14 protein-coding genes and 1 pseudogene are annotated in these 19,388 nt (G+C 67.6%); 4 read left to right on the top strand and 11 right to left on the bottom strand.

The genetic code is table 11. The features are described 5' to 3' along the window. Window positions 1-38: 38 nt before the first annotated feature. The 3 genes from VGB24_RS03195 to VGB24_RS03185 all read right to left on the bottom strand — a co-directional run bounded on the left by VGB24_RS03195 (window position 39) and on the right by VGB24_RS03185 (window position 5,329). A complete protein-coding gene (locus tag VGB24_RS03195; RefSeq protein ID WP_331071511.1) occupies window positions 39-1,646 on the bottom strand; it encodes a S41 family peptidase in 1,608 nt (535 codons plus the stop codon). A gap of 551 nt (window positions 1,647-2,197) precedes the next feature. After that, a complete protein-coding gene (locus VGB24_RS03190) occupies window positions 2,198-2,524 on the bottom strand; it encodes a hypothetical protein (RefSeq protein ID WP_331071510.1) in 327 nt (108 codons plus the stop codon). Window positions 2,525-2,602: 78 nt separating this feature from the next. Next, window positions 2,603-5,329 carry a DUF5916 domain-containing protein gene (locus VGB24_RS03185; RefSeq protein ID WP_331071509.1) on the bottom strand — a complete coding sequence of 909 codons (2,727 nt, stop codon included), beginning with the start codon at window positions 5,327-5,329 and terminating at the stop codon, window positions 2,603-2,605. A 360-nt stretch (window positions 5,330-5,689) separates the two neighbouring features. Between VGB24_RS03185 and VGB24_RS03180 the strand changes: the two genes are divergently transcribed. Next, entirely contained in the window at window positions 5,690-7,009 is a 1,320-nt protein-coding gene (locus tag VGB24_RS03180) for an SMP-30/gluconolactonase/LRE family protein (RefSeq protein WP_331071508.1), read from the top strand. Between the two features lie 325 nt (window positions 7,010-7,334). On the opposite strand, the gene VGB24_RS03175 is transcribed toward VGB24_RS03180, so the two are convergent. The 7 genes from VGB24_RS03175 to carB all read right to left on the bottom strand — a co-directional run bounded on the left by VGB24_RS03175 (window position 7,335) and on the right by carB (window position 14,927). Further along, a complete protein-coding gene (locus tag VGB24_RS03175; RefSeq protein ID WP_331071507.1) occupies window positions 7,335-7,835 on the bottom strand; it encodes an SRPBCC family protein in 501 nt (166 codons plus the stop codon). Between the two features lie 27 nt (window positions 7,836-7,862). Next, window positions 7,863-9,770: a monovalent cation:proton antiporter-2 (CPA2) family protein gene (locus VGB24_RS03170; RefSeq protein ID WP_331071506.1), complete on the bottom strand. Its 1,908-nt coding sequence runs from the start codon at window positions 9,768-9,770 to the stop codon at window positions 7,863-7,865. Beyond that, a complete protein-coding gene (locus VGB24_RS03165; protein WP_331071505.1) occupies window positions 9,767-10,372 on the bottom strand; it encodes an NAD(P)H-dependent oxidoreductase in 606 nt (201 codons plus the stop codon). Before VGB24_RS03165 ends, VGB24_RS03170 begins: the two co-directional genes overlap by 4 nt. A gap of 146 nt (window positions 10,373-10,518) precedes the next feature. Beyond that, window positions 10,519-10,773: a hypothetical protein gene (locus tag VGB24_RS03160; protein WP_331071504.1), complete on the bottom strand. Its 255-nt coding sequence runs from the start codon at window positions 10,771-10,773 to the stop codon at window positions 10,519-10,521. A 49-nt stretch (window positions 10,774-10,822) separates the two neighbouring features. Then, window positions 10,823-11,224, bottom strand: coding sequence for a hypothetical protein (locus VGB24_RS03155; RefSeq protein WP_331071503.1), 402 nt, complete (start codon window positions 11,222-11,224; stop codon window positions 10,823-10,825). Window positions 11,225-11,301: 77 nt separating this feature from the next. Continuing rightward, the gene (locus VGB24_RS03150; protein ID WP_331071502.1) at window positions 11,302-11,583 is read right to left on the bottom strand and encodes a hypothetical protein; all 282 of its coding nucleotides are present in this window, start codon (window positions 11,581-11,583) and stop codon (window positions 11,302-11,304) included. A 92-nt stretch (window positions 11,584-11,675) separates the two neighbouring features. After that, complete coding sequence (gene carB, locus VGB24_RS03145; RefSeq protein WP_331071501.1) at window positions 11,676-14,927, bottom strand: carbamoyl-phosphate synthase large subunit; 3,252 nt, start codon at window positions 14,925-14,927, stop codon at window positions 11,676-11,678. Window positions 14,928-15,484: 557 nt separating this feature from the next. Between carB and VGB24_RS25415 the strand changes: the two genes are divergently transcribed. Both VGB24_RS25415 and VGB24_RS03140 read left to right on the top strand, forming a co-directional pair. Next, window positions 15,485-15,736: a helix-turn-helix domain-containing protein gene (locus tag VGB24_RS25415; protein ID WP_414676702.1), complete on the top strand. Its 252-nt coding sequence runs from the start codon at window positions 15,485-15,487 to the stop codon at window positions 15,734-15,736. 147 nt (window positions 15,737-15,883) lie between these two features. Beyond that, on the top strand, window positions 15,884-17,098 hold the full coding sequence (locus VGB24_RS03140) for a hypothetical protein (RefSeq protein WP_331071500.1): 1,215 nt from the start codon (window positions 15,884-15,886) through the stop codon (window positions 17,096-17,098). 103 nt (window positions 17,099-17,201) lie between these two features. Here VGB24_RS03140 and VGB24_RS25410 read toward each other — a convergent pair. Then, window positions 17,202-17,327, bottom strand: a pseudogene (locus VGB24_RS25410) (carbamoyl-phosphate synthase subunit L); the annotation flags it as partial. Between the two features lie 233 nt (window positions 17,328-17,560). On the opposite strand from VGB24_RS25410, the gene VGB24_RS03135 reads away from it, so the two are divergent. Then, a complete protein-coding gene (locus VGB24_RS03135) occupies window positions 17,561-18,733 on the top strand; it encodes a hypothetical protein (RefSeq protein ID WP_331071499.1) in 1,173 nt (390 codons plus the stop codon). Window positions 18,734-19,388 lie beyond the last annotated feature (655 nt).

Below are 19,388 nucleotides of genomic sequence, written 5' to 3'. Positions count from 1 at the left end.
GCACAGACGGGCGCCCCGGGGTCGGTCGATGAACGGGTTCAGGCGCCCGTGGGCTGGGCGCGGACGCCAGTGGGCACGCGGGAAAGCGCTTCGGTCTGGGTGGCCGCGCCGCGCAGAACCCGCAGCGCCGCCTGCAGCTGCGCGTCGCGGGCGATGCCCCGCCGGAACGCCGCCGCGTCGCCGAAGGCGTAGCCGGAGACGCGGTCCTCGATGATGCGGTCGATCAGTGCTGCGCCGGCGTTCCAGGCAGGGAGCGACACCTTCACCCCGCGCTTTTCCAGCCGGCGGTACAGGTCTGCCCGCCACTCGGGGGTGGCGCGGAAGCCTTCGCCCAGCCCCGGGGCGCGGTCTACGGCCATCTCCTGCACGGCCGAGTTGAAGTCGCCCGCGCGGGCGCCCAGCACCACGGCCAGCGCGCGTTCGGCGCCGGCCAGGGTGTCGGCGTCCACGTGCAGGTCGGGGGTGATGCCGCCGCCGCCGTACACCACGCGCCCCGCGTCGGAGCGGAAGACGGGCCGGTCGGCCACGGAGTCGGTGGGGACCTCCACCAGCCGCCCCTGGGGCGTCATGCGGCGCGGGCGCTGGATGGTGCGCCCGCTGGGCGTGTACCAGCGGCCGGTGGTGAGCTTGAGCGCCCAGCCGCCGTCCAGCCGGAAGATGTCCTGCACCAGCCCCTTGCCGAAGGTGGTCTCGCCGATGATCACCGCGCGGTCGTGGTCCTGCAGCGCCCCGGCCACGATTTCCGACGCCGACGCCGCGTTCTCGTCCGTCAGCACCACCAGCGGCGCGTCCGGGACGACGGGCTCCGTGCGCGCCAGGACGTTCTCCGTCGGCGCGTTGCGGAACTCGGCGCGCAGGATGGACTGCCCCGGCCGCAGGAACAGGTCGCTGATGCGGATGGCCTGCTCCAGGCTGCCGCCGCCGTTGCCGCGCAGGTCCAGCACGAAGGCGTGGGCGCCGGACTTCCGCAGGCTCACCAGCGCGCGCAGCACCTCTTCGCCCGAGCTGTCGTTGAAGCCCTCCAGCGGTACGTACCCGATCCCGGGCTCCAGCATCACCGCGTACGCCACCGAGGGATAGCGGATGCGCTCGCGGGTGAACTCGTGGTGGATGGTGCCCACGCCCGGGCGGTGGTAGTCCACGGCCACGGTGGTGCCCGGCTCGCCCAGCAGCCGCCGGGTGACCTGGTCCACCGGCTGTCCGGTGACGTTCTCGCCCGCCGCGCCGATCACCCGGTCGCCGGGCCGCACGCCCGCGCGCGCCGCGGGCGAGCCCTCGAAGACGCGGGTGACCAGCGCGGTGTCGCGCACGGTGGTGATCTGCATGCCCACGCCGCCATACGAGTTCCGCAGCGTTTCGCGGGAGAACTGCGCCAGCTGCTCCGGGGAAAAGAGCTCCGCGTACGGATCGCCGATCTGCACCAGCAGCCCGCGCGCGGCCTTCTCGTACAGCTGCGCGTCGGAGATGGAGTCGATCCCGCGTGCCGACAGGGCCGAGATCACCTCGTGGAACATCTGCTCGCCCGGCCGGCCGCCCAGGGCCTGCAGCGCGAAGCCGCTCGCCAAGGCGGGGAGCAGCAGCGCGGCGGCGAGCGAGCGGCGAAGGGAACTGCGGCGCCGCTGTTCGGCGGCGGAAGCGCGGGGCATCCGGGTCTTCATCAAGGGCGATCAGGCATTCGGAAGCGGCGTCCCGCAGGTACACCGGACGTAGGTGGTTGATCCGGAGTTGCTGGCGATTCCGGACTCCTCCCGGAAGTACTTCAGCCGGGGTTCGGCGGGATTCGGCGCGACGACGGGCGCCCCCCATCCCCAACCCTTCCCCCGCAAACTGCGCGGGGGAAGGGAGCCAGTGCCTGCGTCACACCGGCCTTTCCGCACAGCCTGTCATCCTGAGCCCCAAGCGCACCGTACCAGCCCGCACGACATCGCTCGCGGGGCGAAGGATCTAGCCTGGGGCGCTCCCAAACTTGGGCGCGGCAGCGGTCGCCATTGCAGAGGCCGCGGTGCCGGGGCGTTTCGAAACGGTCCGGCGCAATCCCCGGCTGCCCTCTCCCCCGGCCCCTCTCCCGCCAGCGGGAGAGGGGAGAATTCGATCACGATTCCGCCAGCCCCGCGCACCCGGCTACGCGTGCAGTCCGCGAAGGCGGACTTCGGGCCGTCGTTGCCACGACTTCAGTCGCCCCAGCAGGGCCGGGGCCTCAGCTCCGCAGCATCGGCGTCAGGGGATGTCCGTGCGCGCCCCCCCCGTCCCTCTCGCGCGGGCAGTCCCTGCGCAACGTCGTCGCCCCGGCGGCATCACCCTCGTGTACAGCACGGCGGACGATCACCTTCATGCCCGCGTCCGCGGCGCCATCCGCTCCGCTCTCGTAGCGCACCGTAGAAACCTCGTCCGCGCCGCTGACGACGATCTGCACCTGGTGCGGGTGGACGGTGCCATCCAGCCCACCCGGCTCGGCGCGAACGGCATGGGCGAGGATGCCGGCCAGGGCGGCCGCGGCGGCGAGAAGCGTCAGGGAGCGGAGCATCGTGCATCCTCCGGAAAGCGGGAAACCGGGCGATCCACCCCGCGCCCCCGGTCGGGGACGCGGGACGGGCGCCATCCATCAACCGATCCAGTACGTCGCCTTGATCATGAACACGTTGCGGGCGGGGGCGCGGAACAGGCTTCCCACGTCGCGGCGGGCATCGAAGCCGCCTACGCCCTCGAATCCCTCGCGCTCCTGCTGCCACACGAAGAACAGCGCCGAGCCGGGCCGGTACTCCCACCGCACCACCGCGTTGCCGCGCAGCGAGCGGACGTTGAAGTCGGGGTTGCCCACCACCATCAGCCCGTCCGCCTCCGCCTGCTGCAGCGTGGCCGGGCACGTGACCGACGCCACCGGGCTCAGCGCGTACGCGCCGCCGTAGCCGCACACCGAGCCGCGGTCCCTGCCGTAGACGTCGTACTCGGCCTTGCCGGGCGTGGTGAACTCGCGGAAGTCGCGGAAGTCGCCGGCCGCCACGAACGGCTGCGCGTACAGCTGCAGCGAGAGCGTGGGGGTGAACGTCCAGTCCAGGCGCGTGTTGACCGCGAACACCGTCTGGTCCAGCGCGCCGAACACGTAGCGCTGCCCGAACGTGGCCTCCGCCGACTCGTCCGCGAAGTCGAACAGGTACTGGTCGGGGTCGCGCCCCTGGTCCACCGACGGCCCCATGCTCAGCCGCACCGACGGACTGGGGCGGTAGTTGAGGTTCAGCCCCACCGAGCGCGATTCCCCGCCCGCCTGGTCGCCGCCCACGTACCCGCCCATGCTCACGGAGAACGGCTTCCGCGAGTCGGAGTTGAAGTGGGCGTTCACCCCCCACGAGGCGGGCCGCGCGCCCAGCGGCCCGCCGCGGGTCAGGCGGTCGTCGCGGGTGGCCGGCGACAGGCTCAGGTTCAGCCCGCCGCTCCACAGGCTGTGCAGCTGCCCCCACAGCCCCATCCCGAAGTCGGCGAAGATGGCGTCGCCCGCCGTGTTCCACGCGTGCGTGGTGAAGCCGGCGATGGAGTACTGGCGCAGCACCGGCGTCGGCTTGGTGCGCCGCGTGCCCAGGAAGGTGGCCAGCGACCGCACGTCGGCGCGCTGCGCGAAGCCCAGGTCGTTCATCTCGAAACCCGGCGAGACGTTCTGCACCTTGACGCTCATGTCCCAGTCGCCCGCGCGCTGGATGGCCAGCGATGCCGAGTGTCCCGACAGCCGCGTGCGGTCCGCCTCCAGCTCCACGTGGCCCGCGTCCGGCCGCTGGTAGTAGTGCCCGCTGCCGCGCTGCGTGCGCTCGATGGCCTGGGCGCTGCCGCCCACGCTGCTGGCGGCCACGTAGCCGCTGACCGTCCACAGGCGCTTGGCCCAGGAGTGCTCGAAGTCCACCCCGCCCACGTACGCGTCGCGGCGCAGCAGGGGCTCCAGCCGGCCGTCCAGGCTGCGGTTGGTGGCCGTCGCCATCCCGCCGAGCACCGTGCTCCCCCCGTTCAGGTCGCGGCGCACGCGGCCCACCAGGTAGTTGGTCATCGGCTCCACGGGCGCGGTGTGCTCGTCGCCCTCCGCGTCCACGTACCGCGCCTGCTCCTGCCCCGTGACGGCGTTCAGCAGGCCCAGCGACCAGCCGCCGGCCGTGCGCCCGGTCACCTTGGCGGCGCCCAGGATGCTGGACTGCTCCGGCTGGTCCACGAACGGGCGGTCGCCGCTGGTCCCCAGCCCCGCCTGCGGCGCCCGGCCGATGCGGCGGCTGTAGAAGAACCCCTGGCCGCCGTAGCTGTTGAACGCCTGCGACTGCCCGAACTGGAAGACGTCGTTCCCTTCCACGAAGAAGGGCCGGCGCTCCTCGAACTGCGTCTCGAACGCCGTCAGGTTCACCACGGCCGGGTCAAGCTCCACCTGGCCGAAGTCCGGGTTCACCGTTCCCGTCAGCGTCAGCCCGGAGGTGAGCCCCATCTTCACGTCCACGCCCACCGCGGCGCCGCCTTCCGTGGCGCTGTAGTACGGGTCGCCGGGGCGGTCGGGCTGCCGGTCCACGTGGGCGCTGGAGTACGGCATGATCTCCAGCCGCCGCGGCGCGCGCAGCCCGGCCAGCCCCTGCACCGTGCCGAAGCGCGAGATGATGCCCGCCGTGTTCGGCAGCAGCGGCGCCCAGAACGACGACTCGTCGCGCCGCGCGATCACCCGGCCGAAGTTGATGCCCCACGTCTGCGCCGCGCCGTCGCGGGGCACGTTGAAGCGAAGCTGCGACAGGGGAATGCGGAACTCGGCCGACCATCCGGCGCTGTCGCGGGAAACGGCGACGTCCCACACCGCGTCCCAGGTGTCGTCGTCGGAGTCGTCGTTGAAGTGGTAGATGTCGCGCCGCAGCCCGGCGGGGTTCACGCTGAAGCGAAAGCCGGTGCGGCGGTCGTGGTAGCTGTCCAGCGCCACGTCGAACCAGTCGGAGTTCGATACCCCCTGGTCGCGCCGGGCCAGCGGCGCGGCGATGCTGTCGGGGTGCCGGTCCCACATCCGCGCGGCCACGTACACCGCCTGGTCGTCGTACAGGAACCTCACCTCGGTGCGCTCGGTGCTCGCCTCGCCGGGGCGCGGGCCGCGCTGCACGAAGTCGGTGGCTACGGGCGAAGCCGCCCACGCCGCCTCGTCGGCGCGGCCGTCCACGCGGATGGCGCCGCTGGCACGCACGCCCTGCAGCACGCGCGGCGCTTCCAGCGACGGGGCGGCCGCGGGCGGCTGCAGGGGCTGCGACGAGCCCTGGGCCGTGAGAGGGACGGATATTGTCGACAAAAACATCGCCAACGAGAGATGCCGCAGGGGGTTGCGACGCATGGTCGGGCTCCGTGGCTACGAACGGTTGAGGGTCTGAACCGGGGCGGCCGCGCAGACGTGACGGCGGACTGTCACTTGGATGCGCGGGGGTCCGCGATGGTTGCAACGGCCCTGGCGGACGAGAGGGCGCTCGTTCGTGCTAATACTTTAGCACCCTGCCCCTCCCCGCGCCAGTGTTTTCTTTCTACGGCTGCATCGGACGAGAGTTTCAGCGGATGGACGACGTGGTCCGGGCGCGGGCGCGCCTCGTGCGGAGGGAAGCGGGCAATCGCGAGGAACCGCCGCCCCGGCCGCGGTTTACGCCATCAAGCCGCGTCTTCTCGATGCGGCCCGTGAGAGATCCCGGAACCTGTTCTACGAATGATCACGATCGTTGTGCGCGCCGCCCCGCTCACGCTGGCGGCGCTCCTGGCGTCGCTTCCGGCCGCCGCGCAGGAAACCGCCCCGGACACGGCAACCGCCGCATCCGACAGCACCTGGCGCGAGCACTACGAAGCCGGCGAAGCGGCCCGGCGCGCGGGCGACTGGGGGACGTGGCGATACGCGCTGGTGCGTGTGCGCGAGCAGATCGGCTATCACCCGTCCATCGTGCTGAACCTGGCCCGTGCCGACGCGCGGCTGGGGCGGACGGAAGACGCCGTCGAGTGGCTGCGCGCGTACGCCGCCACCGGCCTGACCAGCGACATCGCGGCAGACTCTGCGCTGGAATCCATCCGCTCGGCCCCGGGCTGGGATGCGATCGCCGAGCGGATCGCCGCCAACGCGCGGCCGGTGGGCGCGGCCCAGGTGGCGTTCACGCTGCCGGATTCCGCATTCCTCCCCGAGGGCGTGGCGTTCGATCCTCGCACGGGGCGCTTCTTCCTTTCCGGCCTGCGCCACGGGGGGATCTCCGCGTACTCGCCGGCGGGTGGATGGACGGAGCTCGTGCCCCCGCGGCGCGACGGCCAGTGGTCCATGCTCGCCGTCGTTGCCGACACCCTGACGCGTACCCTGTGGGCCACCACGGCCGCGTCGCCGCTCTTTGCCGGGTACCAGGCGGCGGATTCCGGGCGATCGGCCCTGCTGGCGTACGACATGGACACGGGCGCCCTCCGGCGCCGCTACGAGCCGCAGGGGGACGGGCGCCACACGCTGGGCGACATGGCCGTGGCCCCGGACGGCACCGTGTACGTGTCGGATGCGGACCAGGGAGTGGTCTATCGGTTGGAGCGCGGCGCGGCGGAGATGGAGCCCTTCGCGGCGGAGGGGCTGGTGTCGCCGCAGGGGATCGCGGTGGCGGCGGATGGGCGGCGGGTGTACGTGGCGGATTACGTGCGCGGCATCGCCATCGTCGACCGGCAAAGCAGCGAAGTGGAGTGGGTGCAGGCCGCCGACTCCGTCGCGATCTCGGGTGTCGACGGCCTGGTGCGCGCCGGCCGCGGGCTGATCGCGCTGCAGAACGGGGTGACGCCCAACCGGGTGATCTACCTGGAGCTGGATGCGGCCGGCAAGGCGGTCACGGGCTGGCGCGCGCTGGAGTCGGGCACGCCCCTGCTCACGCAGCCGACTCACGCGGTGGTGGTCGGGGGCGAGCTGTTCTTCATCCCCGACAGCGGCTGGGAGCGCATCGGCGACGACGGCGCGGTGAAGCCCGGGATGGTGCTGGAGCCGGCGCACGTGATGCGGTTGCCGCTGCCGTAGGGGGGGCGCCCCTCCCCCGCCCCTCCCCGCACAAACTACGTGCGGAGAGGGGAGAAAACGGCTTCGACGCGCACCGGGCGGATCTGTCATCCGCGAGGCCCAAGGGCACCAACCCGGCCCGCGGCACACGCGCCACACCCTGTCATCCTGAGGCCCAGGCGCACCGGGCCGGCCCGTAGCAGACCCTTCGCGGGCCGAAGGATCTAGCCTGAGCCACGTACAAGCCCGGGCGCGGCAGCGGTCACACAGGCCCGGTGCACACCCTGCTGGGGCGACTGAAGTCGCGGCAACAACGGCCCGAAGTCCGCCTTCGCGGACTGCGCCTTCAGCCCTGCGGCGCGTCCGGAGTCCCCTCCAGGAACTGCCTCCACTCGTTGGACTCCGCGACGCGCTTGAGGACGGCGTTGCGGCCTTCGAGGAAGCGTGTCATGTAGCGCCGCAGCACCACGCGCTCGGCGATGCGCCCCAGGATGCCCAGCGGAGCGGCGAACCGGAGCTCGTCCCGCAGCACCGTCCCGCCATCCGGGGCGGCATCGAAGAAGTGGTCGTGCACCATCCACGCGAACGCCCCGCGCACCATCCTATCCTGGAAGTAGCGCGGCCGGTCGAACGCGCTGATGCGGCTCGTCAGGTGCTGCCGCACGCCGAAGTGCCGCGCGCGCCACGTCACGGACTCGCCCAGCTCGATCAGCCCCGACGTGCGCCCGCCCACCGCCTCCTCGCCCGTGTGCGCGAGCGAGACGCTGTGGAAGTCGATGCTCCGCGCCAGGTCGAACACGCGCTCTCGCGGCGCCGTGATGTGGATCGACAGGCGGATGGTGGTCATCGCCGCTCCCGGGTCGCTCGCATGCGGCTACTCCGGGGCCGGCGCGGGGGCGGCTATCCGCCGTACCTCCTCGCGCAGCGACTCGGGATCCCACCCGGCGTCACGGTTCAGCTCCACCCCCTCCAGGTCCGCCATCAGCATCCGCTCCAGGTCGGCGATGCGGCGCCGGGCTGCGCCCAGGTAGCGCGACCGGTCTTCGCGGCTTTCCGTCAGCTCGCGAACGGAATCTTCGTCGTGGCGCCGGAACTTCTGCGCGGCGCGGTGGGCCTGGTGCGCGCGGAATCCCAGCAGCGAGAGCGCCTGCTCGCCCATCCGCAGCGACGAGTCCAGCGACTCGCGGTACACGTGCGTCACCCCCGACGCGATCAGGTCGTGCGCGTCGTCCCAGTCGAAGGCGCGGGCCAGGATGGTCAGGTGGGGAAAGTGCTTGCGCGCGGCGTTCGCCAGCTCGCGGGTGCGCTCGGGGGTATCCAGCGCCAGGACCAGCAGCCGTGCGCGTTCCGCCCCGGCGGCGCGCAGCAGCTCGTGGCGGGTGGCGTCGCCGTAGTACACGCGCAGCCCCAGCGAGCGCAGCAGTTCCACCCGGTCTGAGTCGATGTCCAGCACCGTGGTGCCCACCCCGTTGGCCGCCAGCAGACGCCCCACCGTGGCGCCGAATGCGCCGAACCCGGCGATGAGCACGGGGTGCTCGGTGTGGGCCACCCGGTCGGCCTCGCGCGCCGGGGCGGCGCCCGGGCCCAGGCGGGGCTGGATCACGCGCTCGTTCAGCAGCATCAGCAGCGGCGTCAACGCCATGGAAAGGGCGACGGCGGCCACGAGCGGCGCCGTGACGGCCGCGCCCAGCACCCCCTCCTGCTCCGCGAACGACAGCAGGACGAACGCGAACTCGCCCACCTGCGGCAGCGCGAAGGCGAAGAGCAGCCCCTGGTCGCGGCTCAGGCGGAACGCGCGGGCCAGCACCAGCAGCAGCACCAGCTTCACCGCCACGAGCCCGGCGACCAGCCCCGCGATGGCCAGGGGCTGCGCCGCCACCCGCGCAAAGTCGATCGTGGCGCCGACGGCGATGAAGAACAGCCCCAGCAGCAGCCCCTCGAAGGGCTCCAGGTCGCTCTCCAGCTCGTGCCGGTACTCGCTCTCGGCGAGCACCACGCCGGCCAGGAAGGTGCCCAGCGCCGGGCTCAGCCCCACCCGCGTCATCAGCAGCGCGATCCCCACCACCAGCAGCAGCGCGGCCGCGGTAAAGATCTCGCGGCTGCGCGAGCGCCCGACGGCCCGGAACACCGGCTGCGTCACGAACCGGCCGCCCAGGACCACCGCGGCTACTGCGCCGAGCACGGCCACGGTCTGTGCCCAGGCCGGCAGGCCGGATACCCACGTCTGCGCGCCTGCGTGGCCCTCCCCGCCCGCCGGCGCGGGATGCGCTGTGGCGAGGAGGGGAAAGAGCGCGAGCATGGGAATGACGGCGATGTCCTGGAAAAGGAGCACGGAGAACGCGCTCTGGCCCCCTTCCGTCTTCATCAGCCCCTTCTCCGCCAGCGTCGACAGCACCATGGCGGTCGAGGAGAGCGAAAGGATCATCCCCACGGCAAGCGCGGCGCGCCACTCCAGCCCCAGCGCGCCGGCGATCGCGGCGAACACGGCCGTGGTCACCGCCACCTGCAACCCGCCGAGTCCCAGGATGGGCGCCCGCAGCCGCCACAGCAGCGACGGCTGCAGCTCCAGCCCGATGACGAACAGCATCATCACCACGCCGAACTCGGCCACGTGCATGACGCTCTCGCCCTCCGAGCCCAGCAGCCCCAGCCCGAACGGCCCGATCGCCACGCCGGCCAGCAGGTATCCCAGCACGGCGCCCAGCCCCAGGCGCCGCGCCAGGGGAACGGCGACGACGGCCGCCAGCAGGTAGACGAAGGCCTGCTCCAGGAACCCGGTCATCGCGCCGCCTCCCGGGCTGGGGGCAGGCGATCCAGGTCCAGCTCGGGAAGCGGCGCCAGGGCGTGCAGGTCGTACTCGTCCGCCGCCAGGGCGGAAAGGAACGCGGCGTACCGGTCTGCCTCACGCTCGATGGCGGCTTCGCCCAAGCTGTGGGTGCCGTGGATGACGTACGGGGGCAGGTAGTGCATCCCGCACAGCCGCGCCGTCTGCTCGATGGGGGCGAGCAGCTCGCGCACGGTGAACCGGTTGTAGCCCTCGCGGTGGTACGCCGCGGCCCGCCCGCCGGCCGTAAGCACGTTGATCATCCACTTGCCCCGCAGCTGCGTGCCGCGCGAGCCGTACGCCCAGCCGTGCTCCAGCACCAGGTCTTCCCACTGCTTGACGAGCGGCGGCGTGCTGTACCAGAAGAACGGATGCTGAAGGATGATCAGGTCGTGCGCCAGCAGCAGCGCCTGCTCGCGCGGCACGTCCACGTCGAACTCGGGATACGCCTCGTACAGGTCGTGGAGGGTCACGCCGGGCGGAACGCGCGTCAGCAGCCGCCGGTGGACGCGCGACTTTTCCAGCGCGGGGTGCGCAAAGAGGATGAGGATCCGTGCCATCAGGCGAGGAAAGTGGAGGCGGGCGGATTGTGGGCGTTCACGGGGATCACGGACGTCCCGCCATCATCTGGCGCCGCGTACCGCTCGGGCGGCGCGTCGATGTGCATCAGCCCGCGCCAGCCGTCACTCGGGGCAGATGCAGGTGATCACCAGCCCTTCTCGTCTGGATCCCACCCGAAAGCCTCGACCATCAACTCGCGGCCGAGTTTCGGCGCGGCAACGCGCAGCCGCATCTCGCGTTCGGAGATCGCCCCGTACCGCACGCGGATGTCGGCCCGGCGCCGCTCATCCTCCAGCCGGTTGAGCTCGGCGATACACTTCAACTTCTCACCAACCGCCATACGCCGGTATCGCTCGGTCCTCGCTTCTTCCTCGCCCTCAAGGAACCCGGAGATGGGCATCAGACCTCCCCAGCAGCGGTCGCGGGGTAGATACGGACAGCAGTCGAGATTAGCCCCACGACCCTGACCGAAGGTGATTGAAGTTGATGACTTCACTACCTTGGGCGGCTAGCTGGAGGTAGAGTTGAAGATCGTCCGTCAAGACCGTGACGCCGCCTTCCAATGAATGGAGAATCGAAGTATCAGTTAGGCCGAGCGAGGGAAAGTGCGGGTCGAGGACCAGGTGCTTGCTGGGCAAATATGATTCATGGAGGGCCCCGGCGAGTGCTCCGAGCGTCAGGAGGGCGCGTATACGGAGGGGTCCGGTAAGCTGACCAAGAAGGTTGCTCACCTCCGTGAGCACGTTGGGCGTGGTCACCATACGCTCGTGCTCGCCGATGAATGCTGCGAGCAGCGCGTAATCGTCGCGGGTGTACGCGCGCGTCCGCTTGAACTGCTCGATCTGGTTCACGTCCAGCCCCCCAACGAGTAGGACTAGCAGCAGATTCGTGTCAATTAGCAGAGTGTTGCGCCTCCGCGAACGGTCCATCAGGCGACCTCGCGGATCTTCATCGATTTCACCGTTCCGGTTTCCGCGTCGACATGCAGGGTCTTGTATACCCGGGGCAGCACGCGTACATGCCCGTTCAGTGCGGCAGCCAAAGCGTTCTCCCGGACAGCCGGCTCAACCCACCCCAGGGTTATGTTCCAGTGCTTTTCATCGTCGGCAAGCTCCACCTCCTCAAGTCGGAGATGTTCCAGCGCCGCGTCAGTGTAGATTTGCCGGACCCAATCCTGCGCCGTCTGGACAGCCTCTTTCACCGTGATCATTGTCGCTCACCGAGCAAGGGTTTGCAACGCCCGATGGGCATCGTCGCGTGCCTAATATCAAGGCTCCCGACGTCCAATTCAAGCGGGACCCCCTAGACGCCAGCGCCCGCACCAGTCCCCGCCCCCACCAGGTGCCCCGTGCGCTCCTGGATGCTGCGCACCTCGCGGGTGCGGCTGCGGAGGGCGCTGATGGCGTCTACGGCGGCTTCGGCGGCGGACATGGTGGTGATGTACGGCACCTTGTAGGTGATGGCCGCCCGCCGCGCCGTGTAGTCGTCGTACTGGCTCTGCTTGCCCAGCGGCGTGTTGATCAGCAGCGCCACGTCGCCCGAGATGATGTGGTCGGCCATGTTGGGCCGCCCCTCGTTCACCTTGTAGATGGGGTCGCACGGAATTCCGCGCTGCCGCAGGTACTTTGCGGTGCCGCTGGTGCCCTGGATGCGGAACCCCATGTCGTGAAGGCGCCGCGCGATGGGCGTTACCGTGCGCTTGTCGCGGTCGTTCACCGTGATGATCACGTTGCCCTGCGACGGCAGCTCCATCCCCGCGGAGATCTGCGCCTTGGCGAACGCCATCCCGAAGCTGTCGTCGAAGCCCATCGCCTCGCCGGTGCTCCGCATCTCCGGCCCCAGCACCGTGTCGCCCTCCAGCTTGTTGAAGGGGAACACGGATTCCTTTACCGCCACCCCGCCGACGGGGATCTCCTCCGGCAGGTGAAAGTCCGCCAGCCGCTCGCCCCCCATCAAACGCGCGGCGATCCGGGCGAGGGGCACGCCCGTGGCCTTACTGACGAACGGCACCGTCCGCGAGGCGCGCGGGTTCACCTCGATCACGTACACCTCGCCCTCGAAGACGGCGTACTGCACGTTGATCAGCCCCACCACGCCCAGTTCCAGCGCGAACCGCCGCGTGCTTTCGCGCATCTGCTCGATGTGGCGGTCGTCCAGCAGGTACGGCGGCAGCACCTGCGCGCTGTCGCCCGAGTGGATGCCGGCTTCCTCGATGTGCTGCATCACCCCGCCGATCACCACCGTCTCGCCGTCGCACAGCGCGTCGACGTCGGCCTCGAAGGCGTCTTCCAGGAAGCGGTCGATCAGCACCGGGCGTTCGTGGCTGACGCTGGCGGCCGTCGCGAAGTAGTGGCGCAGCTGGGGCTCGTCGTACACGATCACCATCCCCCGCCCTCCCAGCACGTAGCTGGGGCGCACGAGCACGGGATAGCCGATGCGCCCCGCGATCTCTACAGCCTGCTCCATGCTCGTGGCCAAGCCGTTCGGCGGCTGGCGGATGCCGAGCGAGCGGGCCAGCTCCTCGAAGCGCTCGCGGTCTTCGGCGCGGTCGATGGCCTCCACCGAGGTGCCCAGGATGGGAACGCCCAGCCGGTCCAGCGGCTGCGCCAGCTTCAGCGGCGTCTGCCCGCCCAGCTGCACGATCACCCCCTCGGGCCGCTCCAGCCGGACGATCTCGATGACGTCTTCCAGCGTCAGCGGCTCGAAGTACAGCTTGTCGCTGATGTCGAAGTCGGTGGAGTTGGTCTCCGGGTTGGAGTTGACCATCACCGTCTCGAACCCCGCCTCGCGCAGCGCCAGCGCGGCCTGCACGCAGCAGTAGTCGAACTCCACGCCCTGCCCGATGCGGATGGGGCCGGAGCCCAGGATGACCACCGTGCGCCGGTCGGACGGCTCGGACTCGTTCTCCTCGCCGTAGGTGGAGTACAGGTACGGCGTGGTGGCGGGAAACTCGCCCGCGCAGGTATCCACCCGGTTGTAGACGGGGTGCAGCTTCATCCCCCACCGGCGCTCGCGGACGGCGTCCTCCGTTTCGCCGCGGATGCGCGCCAGCTGCGCGTCGCTGAAGCCCAGCTTCTTCATCCGCTGCAGCGCGTCGCGATCCACCTCGCCCAGCCCGGCGTACTCGCGCTCGGCCTGCACCAGCTGCTCGAGCTGTGCGATGAACCAGGGGTCGATGAAGGTGAGCCCGGCGATTTCGTCGACGGAAAAGCCGGCCTCCAGGGCGCGCTTCAGCTGGTAGTAGCGTTCGGGGGTGGGTCGGCGCAGGGCGCGGCGCAGCGTCTCGGGCTGGTCGTCGTCCAGGCGGTCTTCCTTGGGCGTGCTGGTTTCCCAGCCGCTGCGGCCCACCTCCAGCGCGCGGATGGCCTTTTGCCACGCCATCTTGAAGGTGCGTCCGATGGCCATCGACTCGCCGACGGCCTTCATCTGCACACCGAGCGTGGGATCGGCCTTGGGGAACTTCTCGAAGGCGAAGCGCGGGAACTTGACGACCACGTAGTCCAGCACCGGCTCGAACGACGCCGGCGTGCACGCGGTGATGGCGTTCGGCAGCTCGTCGAGCGTGTAGCCCACGGCCAGCTTGGCGCCGATGCGGGCGATGGGGTAGCCCGTGGCCTTGGACGCCAGCGCCGACGACCGCGACACGCGGGGGTTCATCTCCACGATCAGCATTTCGCCGTTCGCGGGGTTCAGCGCGAACTGCACGTTGCAGCCGCCGGCCTCCACGCCGATCTCGCGGATGATCGCGATGGCCGCGTCGCGCATCTTCTGGTACTCCACGTCCGACAGCGTCTGCGCCGGCGCCACGGTGACGGAGTCGCCCGTGTGCACGCCCATGGCGTCGACGTTCTCGATGGAGCAGATGATGACGACGTTGTCGGCCCCGTCGCGCATCACCTCCAGCTCGAACTCCTTCCAGCCGATCACCGACAGGTCGATCAGCACCTCGTGCACGGGCGACAGCTCCAGCCCGTGGCGCACCTGCTCCTCGAACTCCTCGCGGTTGTACGCGATGCCGCCGCCCGTGCCGCCCAGGGTGAACGACGGGCGGATGATGGCGGGATAGCCCGTGTCGTCGACGATGCGCCACGCGTCGTCCAGCGACCGCGCGAAGCCCCCGTGCGGCACCTTCAGGCCGATGCGGTCCATGGCCTTGGCGAACTCGCTGCGGTCCTCGGCCATGCGGATGGCGCGCGCGTTGGCGCCGATCAGCTCCACGCCGTGGCGGGCCAGGACGCCTGTGTCGTGGAGTTCGAGCGCCACGTTCAGCGCCGTCTGGCCGCCCATGGTGGGGAGGATGGCGTCGGGCTTTTCCTTTTCGATCACCCGCTCCACCCACTCGGGGGTGATGGGCTCGATGTAGGTAGCGTCGGCCAGGTCGGGGTCCGTCATGATCGTGGCCGGGTTGCTGTTGACCAGGATCACGCGGTACCCCTCTTCGCGCAGCGCTCGCACGGCCTGCGTGCCCGAGTAGTCGAACTCGGCCGCCTGGCCGATGACGATGGGCCCGGAGCCCAGGATGAGGATGCTCTGCAGGTCGGTGCGCTTGGGCATCGGTCGCTAACGTCGTGTGCGCGTGCGCGAGCGCCGGCCCGTCCGCGGGTCGTTCGCGGCGAGCCGGCGCGGAGTGCCGGACGGGCTGTCGGTCGGGGCGGGAATATAGGGCCGGACGGCGGGCGGGGAAAGAATCGAATGGGAGTGAGCCTACGCCGCCCGCCGAACCTCCATCCACTTCTCCACCGCCATGGACGCGGCGCGTAGATCGTCGCCGAACTCCAGGACCGCTTCCGCCACGAGTGAGTCCATGGAACGCTCCTCCTCGGGAACGTGACGGCGGAGCTTGATTGATGCCATCGCGAGCGCTTCGAACGCACCGAAGCGGTCCGTCAGCATCTCAAGAAGCCGTGCCGGTGAGGCGAGTCCGTGCGCAGATTCAGTTTCCATACTCGCATTCTCCCCTGTGATCCCGTTTGAATCAGCACACCACATGCGTCGTCGTTGCGCGTCCCGCAGTGCCGCGCATACGTTGCAGGCGGTGCATCCGTCTGGATGTAAGCTAATTTACTTGACGTTCATCGTCAAGGTTTTGCGCTTACGATTAGGAGAGTCCTCTGGCCAAGCGTGAGCAGGACCTTCAGGCGCTCGTTCGCGACATCGTGGACGCGAGCGGGGTGTCGCAGGCGCAGCTCGCCCGGGACGCCGGGTTGAGCTACGCGGCGCTGCACGCGTGGATTACAGGCATCCGCTCGCCGCGCCCAGGCAGCCTCCTGCAATTAGCGGAAGGCTTGGAGAGCCGGTCAGTAGCGCTGCGGGAACTGGCGGTTCAACTTCGGCGCGTGGCGGGAGACGGGCAGCGTCGCTAGAATCGAACTGGACGCTACCGGCGCAGAATTAGCAGACGCACGGCCGCACTCAAGAAATCCGAATACTCTCGGCATCGTTCTTGAAACTCCTATGCGGACTTCACCGCTCCACGAGCACCCTTTCCGCCACCGTGCTGCGACCGGCCAATGAGCAATGAGATTGTTGTAGGCAGTGTCTCTGCGGATCTGACCCGCAATTCTGATGTTGCCACGCTCCTTGGACAGATTCGTCCCGCATGGCAGGCGAAGAGTCTTATCTCACGTGTGCGCCGACTTGCCCAAGTTGATCCAAGTAGCGCGTGCCAACGCCTCTTCAATGCTGCGATGCACGATCTACGCGAAAAGGTTGTTATCGCCGGGATTGATATCGCCCGGGAAGCAGCAAAGGCATACAAGCTGCCGCCCATCGAAAAAGCGGACGAAGTCGAAAATTACTCTGTGAGTAATTTGATCGACTTGGCCTATAGAATCGGACTCCTCTCACGTCCAGAGTGGCGTCGCCTCTCCCGCTGCTACGAGATCCGGCGCGACTTGGAGCATGAGGATGATGAATATGAAGCTGGCATCGAGGACTGCATCTACATCTTCAAGACGTGCATCGAGGTGGTCCTCGCGAAGGATCCTGCGCACCTGATCAGAGTGCAAGACATCAAGGAGCTTGTAGAGCAACCCACGCCCATGATTCCTGCGGAATCATTTATTGACGACTATGCTCAAGCTCCGCAACCGCGCCAAGAGGAGATCATGAAGTTCCTCTTAAGCATCGCAACGAATAAAGAGCAGTCGGAGATCGTTCAACAGAACGCGTACAATGCGCTCGTCCGGTTCGAACCATTGACACAAAATCCTGTGAAACTGACTCTCGCATCTCACCTGCAGGGGAAGATCGGGAGAAGTGGTTTAGATCGCAGAACAGCGCGGGTTGCGTTCGGTGCTGGTGCGCTCCCCTACCTCAAGCGCGCTGACATCGCGACTTTCTTTGATTCCGAGTTCCAGCGCATGCAAGCCGTGGGACACCGCTGGGATCTGTACGCTGAACATGGTGAGCTGCTGCGATCCTTCCAAGAACTTGGCGGTCTGCGATTCTGCCCAGCGGATGCGCGTCACAAGATCCTGAAGTTCCTTGTTCAATTGTACCTCGGCGAACCTGGCGGACGCACAAGCTACGGCAACATACGTCATGTATTCTACAGCAATACAGGTGCACCGATCGTCGAGACGCTGATTAGCAATGCCAAAGACACCATCTCGGACGAGCTGCGGGCTCTTCGCAACGACAAGGATATAGAGCGGCTCTGCTCAAATTCCCACATTGCGCGTCGCTTCGAGGCGCTCGTAGACCTTGTAGAGTCGACGCCGTGATCCACGGTCGACGAGGGCAGGGTTGTCGACTCGTTCTATCCAGCGGGTACCCCAGCGTTCTGCCGCTCGTTACCCGGTCTATCGATGCGCCGACCTAGGGTGCCGGCGCCTTGTACGTGATGTCAGCCGAGTCGGAATCCGCCATGATCGTGGCCGGGTTGCTGTTGACCAGGATCACGCGGTAGCCCTCTTCGCGGAGGGCGCGGACGGCCTGCGTCCCCGGCCCGTCCGCGCGTCGTTCGCGGAAGGCCGGCGCGGAGTGCCGATCGGGCTGTCGGTCGGGGCGGGAATACAGGATCGGTGAGGGCGAAGAAGAAAGGTCATACCCAGAGTTACCGGTCTCTGAACCCTCACAAATCATCTGAGGTAGAGCACCCTTGCGCCGTCCGTGTGAGGCGAATACAAATCCGGACATTCACATCGTTAGTCAAGATAACCGTCGATCCATCCGGAGGAGCGATTATGAACACGATTCCTAGGAACTTCGCCGAACTTCCATCAACTCCCTCTGCGGTGATGGACTTCAGTTCGCTTCGACTGCTCTTAGATAGAGACATCTTTGCTTTTCTAGACGGAACATCCCCGGTGTATGAAAGCTATAGAAAAGCTTGGATCAAGCTGAATTCTAAAGGAGGCCCGGAACTCGCTACAAGCGTAATCCTTGGCTATGCACGCGAGAACGAGCAGGTCAGGGCCGCTTTGAGTTTGCTCGACCGGATCGTCTGTCATGAACACCTAGTTATTGATAGCGTTACTTTAGAGGCGGAATTTCACAACAGGCGGGTTGTGCTTCAACACCTAGAAAACCTCCGGGACCGGCTACCGTTTTTGATCCCGATAAGCGTTCCATCTCCTGTCTACGAAGCCGCGGCGAATGTGATCCGTACCCGGCGCGAGGCTATATCTCCATTCAGGCATGATCTTACCCACACGGATTTCGACGCTGCAGATAAAAATTTTCATGATGGGCTGCACAGAACTGATCGAACCCGGCTGTACTGCTTTGCAGACAGCGGCGACGTTGCCGAGCGTGCCGTGTTCTACGGGTTAGTCGCGAGTGCCGCTCAAGTGCCATTAATTGTAAGCCAAAACAAAGAATTTCTACTGAAGAAACTCGCCCGTGTCATATATCAATCGCACCCGGTACTATTCGGTATCCATACAAATCTCGTGACAACAGCACTCGCTACCGTGGGCGCAAATGAACTTCCGGATACACCTGGGGCAGTAGCAATCCAACTACCTCCACTGGCAGAGTCGATCCTGATTTCCGCACTCGTTCATCACGAATCTCTGTACACTGAACTGCATCGTGTGCGTGTCAAGCCAGAGGCCGTAGCTTACCGGACTTTGGTGTTCAAACTTGAGCAAGCGCTCCGTGGCTCGCTCGCGAGCCAAGTACAAGCACAACGGGTCTTGAAAGATCTTCACGGCCATATTGAGAACTGGGCCATAGATCCCGATCTCGGCGTGAAGTACGTTCGACGAACGCTGAAATTCGACAAACTCCCTTTGGTAGGATGGGTATTCGAGTTGTTAGGTGCAGGTGAATGGAAGTTTAAAGATCCCATTCTCACAAAACCCGACGCGCACTTGAGATTTATTTCCGGATGGTTTCGTCCTCTCGATCTATAGATGAGATAAGAGACCACCATTGGACGAATGGAGCCTCCGGAATGGTCCTCGACAGCATTGTTCGGAACCGGGTCAGGTATAACCCGGCTTTCGCCGCACAGACGGGCGACTGAACTCGGCCGCTTGGCCGATGACGATGGGCCCGGACTCCAGAGTTAGCATGCTCTGCAGGTCGGTGCTTTCGTTCGTCGCGGCCCACGGTACGGCTGTTGCTGCGCAGACGGAGACGTGACGTAGGCGTGTGTTCTCACTAGATAGGAGGCAAAATGGGCCAGAGAGAAAGTGACCCGGATCGCGTTACACACACTTCAAGTGGTGTCGTCCCGTTTACAGGTGATTTAGGCGGCACCCTCCATGTAACGACGATCCATAAGGACAACGACACCTACACTGGTGTCGGTTACTCACGCGAGCAGGCGGACGAGAGGGATGGAGAGAAGTACGCGAGCGGCGACAAGGACTGAGGCGCTTCCTTACGGCCCGCGGAATCGTCCGCACTCGCACCGCAGCCGCCGGCCTTGCCTGCGGCTGCGGTCCTCGCCCCGTGGTTGCCGCGCACCCATTACCCCGTGAAGAGGATACGTGCCGACACCGGGCCGTCGGCCCTGACGGATTGTTCCCGGTGTGATTTCGCGCCTGCTCGTGGGTTCTTCAC

This window comes from Longimicrobium sp. (genome assembly GCF_036399935.1).
Lineage (GTDB): Bacteria > Gemmatimonadota > Gemmatimonadetes > Longimicrobiales > Longimicrobiaceae > Longimicrobium.
The sequence above is the reverse complement of the archived record's forward strand: the minus strand, read 5'-3'. Positions and strand labels throughout refer to the sequence as shown.

Bases quoted from the DNA above. Each gene is read 5' to 3' on its own strand.
- VGB24_RS03195 (WP_331071511.1), bottom strand. From the start codon at position 1,646: ATGCCCCGCGCTTCCGCCGCCGAACAGCGGCGCCGCAGTTCCCTTCGC.
- VGB24_RS03190 (WP_331071510.1), bottom strand. From the start codon at position 2,524: ATGCTCCGCTCCCTGACGCTTCTCGCCGCCGCGGCCGCCCTGGCCGGC.
- VGB24_RS03185 (WP_331071509.1), bottom strand. From the start codon at position 5,329: ATGCGTCGCAACCCCCTGCGGCATCTCTCGTTGGCGATGTTTTTGTCG.
- VGB24_RS03180 (WP_331071508.1), top strand. From the start codon at position 5,690: ATGATCACGATCGTTGTGCGCGCCGCCCCGCTCACGCTGGCGGCGCTC.
- VGB24_RS03175 (WP_331071507.1), bottom strand. From the start codon at position 7,835: ATGACCACCATCCGCCTGTCGATCCACATCACGGCGCCGCGAGAGCGC.
- VGB24_RS03170 (WP_331071506.1), bottom strand. From the start codon at position 9,770: ATGACCGGGTTCCTGGAGCAGGCCTTCGTCTACCTGCTGGCGGCCGTC.
- VGB24_RS03165 (WP_331071505.1), bottom strand. From the start codon at position 10,372: ATGGCACGGATCCTCATCCTCTTTGCGCACCCCGCGCTGGAAAAGTCG.
- VGB24_RS03160 (WP_331071504.1), bottom strand. From the start codon at position 10,773: ATGCCCATCTCCGGGTTCCTTGAGGGCGAGGAAGAAGCGAGGACCGAG.
- VGB24_RS03150 (WP_331071502.1), bottom strand. From the start codon at position 11,583: ATGATCACGGTGAAAGAGGCTGTCCAGACGGCGCAGGATTGGGTCCGG.
- carB (WP_331071501.1), bottom strand. From the start codon at position 14,927: ATGCCCAAGCGCACCGACCTGCAGAGCATCCTCATCCTGGGCTCCGGG.
- VGB24_RS03140 (WP_331071500.1), top strand. From the start codon at position 15,884: ATGAGCAATGAGATTGTTGTAGGCAGTGTCTCTGCGGATCTGACCCGC.
- VGB24_RS03135 (WP_331071499.1), top strand. From the start codon at position 17,561: ATGAACACGATTCCTAGGAACTTCGCCGAACTTCCATCAACTCCCTCT.